General features: G+C 50.9%; 1 tRNA gene and 2 rRNA genes. All 3 read left to right on the forward strand.

Annotation, left to right across the window (positions count from 1 at the left end):
- Positions 1–111 (forward strand): 16S ribosomal RNA (locus tag FT726_RS27405); the annotation flags it as partial.
- Between the two features lie 89 nt (positions 112–200).
- Positions 201–275: transfer RNA gene (locus FT726_RS27410), tRNA-Glu, on the forward strand.
- Between the two features lie 215 nt (positions 276–490).
- Positions 491–985, forward strand: a 23S ribosomal RNA gene (locus FT726_RS27415); the annotation flags it as partial.

Here is a 985-nt window from a genome sequence, read left to right on the forward strand (position 1 = left end):
GAAGTAGGTAGCTTAACCTTCGGGAGGGCGCTTACCACTTTGTGATTCATGACTGGGGTGAAGTCGTAACAAGGTAACCGTAGGGGAACCTGCGGTTGGATCACCTCCTTACCTGAAGATACCTTCCTTCGAAGTGCTCACACAGATTGTCTGATAGAAAAGTAATGAGCAAGACGGCTGCGAAGTCGTGACATGTATGTGTCCCCTTCGTCTAGCGGTTAGGACTCCGCCCTTTCACGGCGGCAACAGGGGTTCGAATCCCCTAGGGGACGCCACTTGCTTGGTGACAGGTGAAAGGTGTCTCCACGAAATATCTCAAAACTGACGGTAACGTCGAGTTTGAGATATTGCTCTTTAACAATCCGGAACAAGCTGAAAATTGAAACGACGTGTCGGTTCATTTCTCCGTAATAAGAAATGAATGATGACATGTTCGAGTCTCTCAAATGCTTGCAGCTTGCATGCGTTGTAAAACGCCTGTGGGTTGTGAGGTTAAGCGACTAAGCGTACACGGTGGATGCCCTGGCAGTCAGAGGCGATGAAGGACGTGCTAATCTGCGTAAAGCGTCGGTAAGGTGATATGAACCGCTACAGCCGACGATGTCCGAATGGGGAAACCCGGTGCACTCTGTGCATCATCGCAACATGAATACATAGTGTTGCGAGGCGAACCTGGGGAACTGAAACATCTAAGTACCCAGAGGAAAAGAAATCAACCGAGATTCCCCCAGTAGCGGCGAGCGAACGGGGAGCAGCCCAGAACCTGAATCAGTTTGTGCATTAGTGGAAGCGTCTGGAAAGTCGCAGGGTACAGGGTGATACTCCCGTACACAAAAATGCACATACTGTGAGTTCGAAGAGTAGGGCGGGACACGTGGTATCCTGTCTGAATATGGGGGGACCATCCTCCAAGGCTAAATACTCCTGACTGACCGATAGTGAACCAGTACCGTGAGGGAAAGGCGAAAAGAACCCCGGCGAGGGG

It is taken from the genome of Pantoea sp. Morm, assembly GCF_016643525.1.
Taxonomy (GTDB): domain Bacteria; phylum Pseudomonadota; class Gammaproteobacteria; order Enterobacterales; family Enterobacteriaceae; genus Pantoea; species Pantoea dispersa.